The organism is Paenibacillus sp. FSL P2-0173, assembly GCF_038008045.1.
GTDB classification, from domain to species: Bacteria; Bacillota; Bacilli; order Paenibacillales; family Paenibacillaceae; genus Paenibacillus; species Paenibacillus polymyxa_B.
Genome location: NZ_JBBOYK010000003.1, coordinates 763,419 through 773,904 on the forward strand (window position 1 = coordinate 763,419; position 10,486 = coordinate 773,904).

General features: G+C 45.3%; 8 protein-coding genes. 7 read left to right on the plus strand and 1 reads right to left on the minus strand.

Annotated features, from left to right (window positions below):
• The first annotated feature begins 90 nt into the window (after positions 1-90).
• The 5 genes from dnaN to gyrB are packed head-to-tail and all read left to right on the plus strand — an operon-like array spanning position 91 to position 4,878.
• Positions 91-1,233 carry a DNA polymerase III subunit beta gene (dnaN, locus tag MKX30_RS19890; RefSeq protein ID WP_023986415.1) on the plus strand — a complete coding sequence of 381 codons (1,143 nt, stop codon included), beginning with the start codon at positions 91-93 and terminating at the stop codon, positions 1,231-1,233.
• 47 nt (positions 1,234-1,280) lie between these two features.
• Positions 1,281-1,499: a S4 domain-containing protein YaaA gene (gene yaaA, locus MKX30_RS19895; protein WP_023986416.1), complete on the plus strand. Its 219-nt coding sequence runs from the start codon at positions 1,281-1,283 to the stop codon at positions 1,497-1,499.
• Positions 1,500-1,553: 54 nt separating this feature from the next.
• The gene (gene recF, locus MKX30_RS19900; protein WP_013308098.1) at positions 1,554-2,669 is read left to right on the plus strand and encodes a DNA replication/repair protein RecF; all 1,116 of its coding nucleotides are present in this window, start codon (positions 1,554-1,556) and stop codon (positions 2,667-2,669) included.
• A gap of 16 nt (positions 2,670-2,685) precedes the next feature.
• Complete coding sequence (gene remB, locus MKX30_RS19905; RefSeq protein ID WP_007433255.1) at positions 2,686-2,937, plus strand: extracellular matrix regulator RemB; 252 nt, start codon at positions 2,686-2,688, stop codon at positions 2,935-2,937.
• A 30-nt stretch (positions 2,938-2,967) separates the two neighbouring features.
• Positions 2,968-4,878: a DNA topoisomerase (ATP-hydrolyzing) subunit B gene (gene gyrB / locus MKX30_RS19910; RefSeq protein WP_013308100.1), complete on the plus strand. Its 1,911-nt coding sequence runs from the start codon at positions 2,968-2,970 to the stop codon at positions 4,876-4,878.
• Positions 4,879-5,019: 141 nt separating this feature from the next.
• On the opposite strand, the gene MKX30_RS19915 is transcribed toward gyrB, so the two are convergent.
• On the minus strand, positions 5,020-5,847 hold the full coding sequence (locus MKX30_RS19915) for a YheC/YheD family protein (protein ID WP_023986417.1): 828 nt from the start codon (positions 5,845-5,847) through the stop codon (positions 5,020-5,022).
• Between the two features lie 466 nt (positions 5,848-6,313).
• Here MKX30_RS19915 and gyrA point away from each other — a divergent pair, with 466 nt between their 5' ends.
• Positions 6,314-8,878: a DNA gyrase subunit A gene (gene gyrA, locus MKX30_RS19920; RefSeq protein WP_053324310.1), complete on the plus strand. Its 2,565-nt coding sequence runs from the start codon at positions 6,314-6,316 to the stop codon at positions 8,876-8,878.
• A gap of 215 nt (positions 8,879-9,093) precedes the next feature.
• Positions 9,094-10,182, plus strand: coding sequence for an HD-GYP domain-containing protein (locus MKX30_RS19925; RefSeq protein ID WP_023986419.1), 1,089 nt, complete (start codon positions 9,094-9,096; stop codon positions 10,180-10,182).
• Positions 10,183-10,486: the final 304 nt, after the last annotated feature.

The window sequence follows — 10,486 nt, forward strand, 5'->3', positions numbered from 1 at the left end:
CTATTACTAATATATTTTAAAGATATACATCACCTAAATAAGGCCCGCGTCAACGCGTGCTTGAAGGATTAAAACCCGTAGGAGGAACTTATGAAGATCAGCATTCTGAAAAACGTTTTGAACGAGGCTATACAACATGTATCCAAAGCGATATCAAGTCGGACTACGATTCCAATTCTGAGTGGTATTAAGCTGGATGTGAATCACCAGGGAGTAACGCTGACCGCCAGCGATACAGACATCTCCATTCAATCCTTTATTCCGATGGAGGATGGTGACCAAACTGTTGTTCAGGTCGAACAACCCGGCAGTGTTGTGCTGCCTGCCAAATTCTTTGTCGAAATTATCAAAAAGTTGCCGTCGCAGGAGATCCATATGGAGGTAAAAGACCAATTCCAAACCTTTATCTCGTCCGGCGCAACTGAAATTCAGATTGTTGGCTTGGACCCTGAAGAATTCCCGGTGCTTCCCAACATTGAAGAAAATCAAGTCATCTCTGTACCAGGAGATTTACTTAAAAATATGATTAAACAGACGGTATTCTCCATCTCCACCCACGAAACGACACCGATTTTAACTGGCGTGTTGTGGAATCTGGCTGAGGGTGAATTGAAGTTTGTGGCAACGGACCGCCACCGCCTTGCCACCCGTAGCGCTCATTTGGAGACGTCTGAAGGCTTGCGTTTTAGCAATGTTGTCATTGCGGGCAAAACGCTGAATGAGCTGAGCAGAATTATTCCAGATCAAAATATGCTTGTGGATATCGTAGTAGCGGACAATCAGGTATTATTCAAAGTAGATCGGGTGCTATTTTATTCCCGCATCTTGGACGGCACCTATCCTGATACTTCTAGAATTATTCCGACCTCCTACAAAACAGAACTGATTGTGGATACAAAAAGTTTAAGTGAGTCAATTGACCGTGCTTATTTGCTGTCCCGTGAGGAAAAAACGAATATTGTAAAAATGCAGTCGCTGGAAAATGGCGGTTTGGAGATTTCCTCTAGTTCCTCTGAGCTTGGCAAAGTGCGTGAGGAAGTAACTGTGTCCAAATTTGAGGGAGAGCCGCTCAAAATTTCGTTCAACTCTAAATACATGCTCGACGTGCTGAAGGTGATTGACAGCGAGCAACTGACGATTGCTTTTACCGGCATTATGAGCCCCATTATTTTAAAACCGGCTGATTCCAGCAATGCGCTGTATATCATCCTGCCATATCGCACAACCAACTGACGTTTAGCGTTAACCCACCCGAGGACAAGCGAAAGGATGAACAAGCCTTGAAACAGATATCTATACAAACCGAATACATTAAGCTCGATCAATTTTTAAAATTAGCCGATTGTGTATCCACAGGAGGCATGGCTAAAGCCCTGCTGCAAGAAGGACAAGTCCGTGTGAATGGTGAACCGGAAGAACGTCGTGGAAGAAAACTGTACCCGGGTGATACCGTAGAAGTAGAGGACAACGGAAGTTTCGAAGTTACAGCAGGAGCATGATCGCCTGGGTGGCAAGGACTCCTTTTAGGTACGGAGTAACAAGGGGGACCCTATGTGTTTGTGAACAACATTGTTTTGCAGCAGTACCGGAACTATGAACAGCTGGAGCTGAATGAATTTGGGCCCGTTAATTTGCTGATCGGACAAAATGCGCAGGGCAAAACGAATCTGGTAGAGGCGATTTTTGTACTGGCTTTAACCAAAAGTCATCGAACGTCCCGCGACAAGGAGTTAATCTCTTTCGGGGCTACTTCCACTCACCTAGCTGCGGATGTGGATAAAAAATACGGGAAAATCAGACTGGATCTCGCGTTATCCACACAAGGCAAAAAAGCAAAGATCAACGGACTGGAGCAGCGAAAACTGAGCGATTTTATCGGTTCGTTAAATGTGGTCATGTTTGCACCTGAGGATCTGGAAATTGTGAAAGGGACACCGGGGGTTCGCCGCCGGTTTCTTGACATGGAAATCGGACAGGTTGCGCCAGGATATCTGTATCATTTGCAGCAATATCAGAAAGTATTGGTTCAGCGAAACAACCTGCTCAAGCAAGCTTGGGGTAAGGATATGGCGTCAGTGCAGCTGATGCTGGAGGTATGGAATGAGCAACTTGTTGAGCATGGTGTTAAAATTGTTAAAAAGCGGAAACAATTTATAACAAAGCTACAAAAGTGGGCTCAGGCCATTCATGAAGGGATCGCAGGTGGGACTGAAGAGTTAAAATTAACCTATGTTCCCTCCTTCAGTGAGCCAGAGGAAGAAGATGAAGCTGTCTTATTGGAGCGATTTATGATAAAGTTATCCCAAATGAGGGAACAGGAAATCCGCCGTGGCATGACTTTGGCGGGACCCCATCGTGACGATTTGGCCTTTGCCATTAACGGCAGAGAAGTGCATACGTATGGCTCTCAGGGGCAGCAGCGGACGACGGCCCTGTCCTTGAAGTTGGCCGAAATAGAGTTAATTCATGAGGAAATTGGTGAATATCCTGTCTTGCTGCTGGATGATGTTTTGTCCGAGCTGGACCCCTATCGTCAGACCCAGCTGATCGAGACTTTCCAAAGCAAGGTACAGACCTTTATCACGGCAACCGGGGTTGAGACTTTGAACGCAGAACGACTCAAGGATGCCAATATTTATCACGTCCACGACGGGCATGTGGAACACTAAGGAGTGAGTGACCGCTATGTATATTCATCTGGGTGGAGAAAAAATCATCCGCTCGTCAGAGCTTGTGGCTATTTTCGATATCTCGATTGAAAAATCCTCTAAAATCTCCAAGCAATATGTGAACCACGCCCAACAGCAAAAGCATGTCGAGATGATTGGCGAAGAGGAAGCCAAGTCCATCGTAGTGACTCAGAATACGGTGTATTATTCCCCCATCTCCTCAACAACACTCAAAAAGCGGGCAAACCAGTTTGTTGCCAATGCTTAACCATAGAATCTATAGAAGTAGGTGAAAGGCATGTCTATGAATCAACCGTCTTATGATGCGGGCGAGATTCAGGTCCTCGAGGGCCTGGAAGCGGTTCGGAAACGTCCCGGGATGTATATTGGCTCCACGAGCGCCAAAGGTCTCCATCATCTGGTCTGGGAAGTTGTGGACAACAGCATTGACGAAGCGCTGGCGGGTTATTGTGACAGCATTCAAGTTGTGGTTCACGAAGATAACAGCGTTACCGTTACAGATAACGGACGCGGTATTCCGGTAAGCGAACACGCCAAAATGAAAAAATCTGCGCTGGAAGTCGTTATGACTGTACTTCACGCCGGCGGTAAATTCGGAGGCGGAGGGTACAAGGTATCCGGTGGTCTGCACGGGGTTGGTGTATCGGTAGTGAACGCTCTCTCCAGCAAAATGATCGTTCATGTTAAACGGGACGGACATCTGTATGAGCAGGAATATCACCGTGGTGCTCCGCAGTATGATGTCAGAGTCATCGGTGATACAGACGAGACGGGTACCCAAACGACCTTCTATCCGGACGATCAAATCTTTACAGAAACGACCGTATATGATTATGATACGCTCCAAACGCGGATTCGTGAGTTGGCTTTCCTGAACAAAGGCATTGCAATCAGCTTGACTGATGAACGGACGGGAGCCAGCGATACATTCCATTACGAGGGCGGAATCAGTGAATATGTGCAATTCTTGAATCAAAAAAGAGAAGCGTTACATGAACAGCCGATTTATGTCGAAGGCTCGCGTGATATGATTCAAGTCGAAGTTGCTTTGCAATATAACGACAGCTATACCGAGAATATTTATTCTTTTGCTAACAACATCAATACCCATGAGGGCGGAACTCACGAATCAGGCTTCAAGAGTGCATTAACCCGGATTATTAACGATTATGCACGTAAAAATGGCTTGATTAAGGACAACAATGCCAACTTGACCGGTGATGATGTGCGTGAAGGATTGACGGCGATTATCTCCGTCAAAATTCCAGAACCACAGTTTGAGGGTCAGACCAAGACAAAGCTGGGGAACAGTGAGGTGCGAGGGATTGTCGAATCCCTATTCGCAGAGAAACTCCAGGAATTCCTAGAGGAAAATCCGTCTGTTTCCCGCCGTGTGGTTGATAAATCATTACAAGCAGCACGTGCCCGGGAAGCAGCGCGTAAAGCGCGTGAGCTTACACGTCGTAAAAGCGCGCTGGAAATCAGTTCGCTCCCAGGCAAGCTGGCAGATTGCTCCTCTAAGGATGCTTCGATTAGTGAACTGTACATCGTCGAAGGTGACTCAGCAGGGGGTTCGGCCAAGCAGGGTCGTGATCGTCACTTTCAAGCTATTTTGCCGATTCGCGGTAAAATCCTGAATGTCGAAAAGGCACGCTTGGACCGTATTTTGTCCAGTGATGAAATCCGGTCGATGGTAACAGCAATGGGCACAGGGATCGGAGACGACTTTGACATCGCCAAAGCCCGTTATCACAAGGTCATTATCATGACAGATGCGGATGTCGATGGTGCCCATATTCGTACGTTGTTGCTGACGTTCTTCTATCGGTACATGCGTAAAATCATTGATGCAGGCTATATTTATATTGCTCAGCCACCACTATTCAAAGTAGAGCGTAACAAAGTTGTACGTTATGCGAACTCCGAGGCGGAACGTGATGAGATCATCAGGGAATTTGGAGAAAACGCGAAGTACAATGTACAGCGCTATAAAGGTTTGGGTGAGATGAATGCGACCCAACTTTGGGAAACTACGATGGACCCTGAGAGTCGTACTATGCTTCAGGTAACTGTCAGTGACGCGATGCTGGCTGATACACTGTTCAATACCTTGATGGGTGATAATGTAGAACCTCGTCGTGACTTTATCCAAGAACATGCGAAGTACGTGAAAAATCTTGATTTTTAATGTGTGATGTTCTTTCCTAGTGGCTGTATTACGTGCTCATTAGGTAGTATTTTGTAGGAGTTCACAAGGGTCGCCCAAAGGGGCGTCCCTTTTCTTGTCATTAACCAGCCCGGGTGAATTTGAACATTTAATCTCATTGTTTTAGGCTTTTTTCTTAGAGCGTATGGCTTTACCCGTGGATGAAGAGTACCGGCCGTAGCCTACTGCATATCTGAATATTTTATGATAGAGGCTTTTGTTTGGAAGGGAAGAGAACACCTTGATTGCTGGTCTCGTGTTAACCTCCAGAATCCACGGATAATTTTGCTGATCCAGTCCCACATCTAATCCTATTTCCCTTAAACGTGGGTATCTTTTTTGCAACTGCCAGGCTACCCGTTCGCCCATTTTTGATAATTTTTGCTCCAGTCGTACAGATTCCTTTACATCCATGTATGGAGCGACCAGCTCATTGAAAAAGCGCGTTGTCCCACCGCTGTGATGATTGGTGACGACTTTGTCAGGAGCAGCTACGCGTCCTACAATAAGCGTTGTTTCCCATTGGTGTCTTAAGTTCATCTGGGTTAATACCCTCAGATCGAAAGGGCGTGCTTCATGCTGAAGAAGTGGAATTCCACGCTGGATCAGATATGGACGTTTTCGTATGCGGGAAGAAACCACTCTATGCAGATCTTCTAGACTTTCGAAGGTGAAGGTATCTACTTCATAGCGAAGCACATACCAAGTTCTCTCTTCGATGATTCCTTCTTCTGTCGGCGGAAGCGGTTCTGTCAGCCTCTCTGCCCGCATAACCCCTTTTCCATAAGTACCGTTATCAGGCTTAATATAGACAGTACCATACACGGCCAACATTTCGTTCAAGTGATCAAATGTGTACAACCGTGTTTCCGGTACATAAGCGGCCAATGTCGGATTGGGGAGAATGGCATTTGTTTTGGTCCACTTACTGGATACTCGCTGAATAGACAAGTAATCTCATCCCTTTCTTTTCGAAATATGAGTCATGTACTTGGAATCCGCAACACTTTGACAAAACAAGGGAAACTAAAGGACAAGTGCGTAAAACAATGATATAATAGAGAAATACGGCGTTTTTCGGAATTTTGCTAAGTGAACCCTGACCGTATACGTATTGTATGTGGAAAAGGCCCTTAGGGTGGGGGCTAATCCCCAGCTCTGGGGAATTTGTTATAATCAGGGCTTGTGAGTTGTACAAGAGAATAGCGATCTGCTACAGGCAGAGAGAGAATGACGAGGGATTTACGCTGTAAAGAGGACAGATGTGTTTAATTGTGCTCTTTTTGTGAAAGTAATATAATTATACAGATGAGGATTTCAGCCAAAATCCTGCGCAGAGAGCGGAGTGTATAGGCAGTATCTTGTTAGGCTTTTCACATAGAGAGCATTGTATTGAAGGATAAGAAGGAGGACCAGCATGGCGGATCAAAATAACTCGCAAATCATCAATAGGGATATCGGAGTGGAAATGCGCGAATCCTTTATGGATTATGCCATGAGTATTATTGTTAGCCGTGCCTTGCCTGATGTGCGGGACGGACTGAAGCCGGTACACCGTCGTATTTTGTACGCGATGTCCGAGCTGGGCATGTCGCCAGATAAGCCTTACAAAAAATCGGCAAGAATCGTCGGCGAAGTTATCGGTAAATATCACCCTCATGGTGATACGGCTGTATATGATACGATGGTGCGGATGGCGCAGGATTTTTCTTTGCGTTATATGTTGGTGGATGGACACGGTAACTTTGGCTCCGTGGATGGAGATATGGCGGCTGCGATGCGTTACACCGAAGCACGGTTGTCCAAGATTGCCATGGAAATGCTACGTGATTTGAACAAAGAGACCGTTGATTTTATGCCGAACTACGATGGTGAAGAGAGCGAGCCCGTCGTATTACCTGCACGTTATCCTAACTTGCTGGTGAATGGTGTCGGCGGAATTGCAGTCGGAATGGCTACCAATATTCCTCCGCATAACTTGGGAGAGGTTATCGATGGTGTACAAGCATTGATCGAAAACCCCGACATTACGCCGATGGAACTTATGGATTATATTCAAGGGCCCGATTTCCCGACAGCAGGTTATATTTTAGGACGCTCTGGTATCCGTCAGGCGTACCAGACTGGCCGCGGATCTGTGACCATGCGTGCGAAGACCACCATAGAAGAGATTGGCAATAAAGCACGGATTATCGTGCATGAGTTGCCTTACCAAGTGAATAAGGCTCGTCTGGTTGAGAAAATTGCCGAATTAGTACGTGACAAACGTATTGAAGGCATTACGGATCTTCGGGATGAATCGGACCGTACGGGTATGCGTGTCGTTATCGAGTTGCGTAGGGACGTGAACCCGAACGTCGTTCTGAATAATTTGTTTAAACATACGGCTATGCAGTCGAATTTCGGTATTAATATGCTTGCCATTGTAAACAACGAACCGAAGATTTTGAACCTGAAGGATGTCTTGTATCATTATCTCAAACATCAGGTCGAGGTTATTCGTCGCCGGACAGAATTTGATCTGAAAAAAGCCGAAGCTAGAGCACACATTCTGGAAGGCTTGCGCATTGCCCTTGACCATCTGGACGAAGTTATTGCTTTGATTCGTTCTTCCCAAACTGCGGAAGCAGCTCGTGAAGGACTGATTGAGCGTTTCTCGCTCACTCTTGAGCAGTCTCAGGCTATTCTCGATATGCGTCTGCAACGCTTAACCGGTTTGGAACGTGAGAAGATCGAGAACGAATATAACGAGCTAATACAAAAGATTGCGGAATACCGTGAGATTTTGGCGAACGAGCATCTGGTACTCAACATCATTAGCGAAGAGCTGAATGAACTTAAGGAACGCTTCGCTGATGACCGTCGCACTGAAATTACAGTGGGTGAAGAGAGTATTCTGGATGAGGATCTCATTCCGCGTGAAGATGTTATTATTACTGTAACCCATACGGGATATATCAAACGCCTTCCTGTTACTACCTATCGCAGTCAAAAACGCGGTGGTCGTGGTGTAGTGGGTATGGATACCAAAGATGAGGATTTCGTAGAGCATCTGTTCATTACGAATTCACATCATCATTTGTTATTCTTTACCGACAAGGGCAAGGTATATCGGATTAAGGCCTATGAGATTCCTGACCTTAGCCGGACAGCCCGGGGAACACCGATTATTAACCTGATTCAGATTGAACAGGGTGAGTCGATCAATGCGGTAATTCCAATCGAGGAATTTGTGGAGGATAGCTATCTATTCTTTGCGACCCAGCATGGAATCATAAAGAAGACACCACTTGACGACTATGCAAATATCCGCAAAGGTGGCTTGATTGCCATTAACTTGCGTGAAGATGACGCCCTGATCGAAGTGAAGCTGACGGACGGACAACAGGAAATGATTATTGGTACAGCACAAGGCATGTCTATCCGTTTCCCTGAAAGTGATGTACGGTCTATGGGCCGTAGCGCTACAGGGGTTAAAGGGATCAACCTTGATGAGAGTGATGCTGTAATTGGTATGGACATCGTAGATACCAGCCTGGATATCCTGATTGTAACGGCCAAAGGTTATGGCAAGCGTACCCCTGTTGTGGATTATCGTATCCAAAGCCGTGGAGGTAAGGGGATCAAGACGATTAATGTTACGGATAAAAATGGTCCGGTTGTCGGTCTCAAGGTTGTAAAAACCGAAGAGGATCTGATGATCATTACAGCTAGTGGCACCTTGATTCGGACTAGCATGGGGGAAATCTCCACGATGGGTCGGAATACACAAGGGGTAAGGCTGATTAATATTCGCGATGATGATTCGGTTGCAACTGTTTGTCGAGCGAACAAGAATGAGGAGCAGGATGAACTGCTTGAAGAATTATTAGAGGGTGGGGAAGCTGGAGAGGGCTCATCTCTATCATCTGTTGAACCAACTCTCGAAACGAATACAGAAGGTGCGGAAGGTAACGACCCAGAATCTTCTGAGGGCGAATAAGAGCCTGAATATGGAAACAACAGTAGTTATTAAATTTCAGATGGAACAGACTCTCTGACTATTTGGTCGGGGAGTCTTTTTCTTTTTCTGGCTAACGAATTCAGACAAGTATGCTTTAAATGGCATAAAATGAATGTACAGGATCATTCCCAAGTAATATAATGACATCATAACTGGCAGCTGGAGCAGCTGTTGTGAGAACAGAGAGGTTGACCATGACAACTGTACCCGTATCCGAATTAAAAGCAGGACTTAGATTGCAAAGCGATGTATTTACAGAAATGGGCAGCTTGCTGCTACCGAAAGGGCGCATTCTGCTACCGCGTGACTTGGAGATTTTACAGGCGTTCCTGATCCAGCAAGTTGAGGTAGGGACGGATGATCTTACAAAATCCATTAGCGAGTCTACGACTGTTCGATCTGGAACATCTGAATCGCAAGGACCTTCGTTAGATGGACGAGATGAATCTGAACAATTTCAGGATGAGTATGACAAAATGGTGATGCTCGTTAAGAATGCATTTCAATCGGTGCTCGTCTCTAATTTATCTATATATGAACTGCGGGGACAATTGGAGTCCTTACTGGTGCACATTCAGCGCTATAATGTAATGACCTATACTCCGCCCGCCATGATCGAAGTGGACTATATTTTTCACAACGCTGTGCTAACCTCCCTTACTTCCTACTCCATTGCACAATGGATCGGATTACCTCAAAAGGATTGGATGCAAGTGGCCTTTGCTGGATTGCTTCATGACATAGGGAACGCTAAAATGGACCCGGTCATTCTGTACAAGCCCTCCAAACTAACGTGGGAAGAGCAAGAAGAAATACGTCGCCATACATCACTAGGATACCAGTTGCTTAAAAATGTGAAAGCTATTAACGAAGGTGTGCGTTTGGCAGCTCTTCAGCATCATGAGAAAGTGGACGGTACTGGATATCCACTGCGTCTTAAAGGGGAACAAATCCACATCTACGCTAAAATCGTTGGAGTGGCTGATGTATTCCATGCTATGACTCTAGAGAAAACATACCGACCTGCTCAATCACCGTATCTGGTCCTAGAGCAAATCAAGTCAGAATCATTTGGAAAGCTGGACCCAAGTGTCGTACAAGTTTTTATTCATAAGTTAACCCAATTCAATAATGGAACCAAGGTGCGCCTCAATGATAACCGTACAGGGGAAATTATTTTCGCTGATCGAGATCATCCGACTCGGCCGTTGATTCAAGTAGATGGGGAAATCATTAACTTAATGCTGCAAAGAGAGCTTTATATCGAGTGTATTGTTACTTAACTAAGTATTTCAAAAAAAGAGTTGCATAATGCAAGGAAAGTATGATATATTACTTCTTGTCGCTTCAAGTGTTATCAAGAAGAGCGAAAAACACTTTTAAAAAAAGTGTTGACATAACTCTAGAAAATATGATACACTATAAAAGTTGCTGAGGGGTTGAAAAAAACGCCGATGTGGACATTGAATGTTTGATCTTTGAAAACTGAACAACGAGTGAGTAAAACGATTTTGCTTGCAAAATCAAACAAGAGATATTTTATCTCGTCAGTTTCAAAATGAGCTCATCGCTCTTTCTATAAACCGG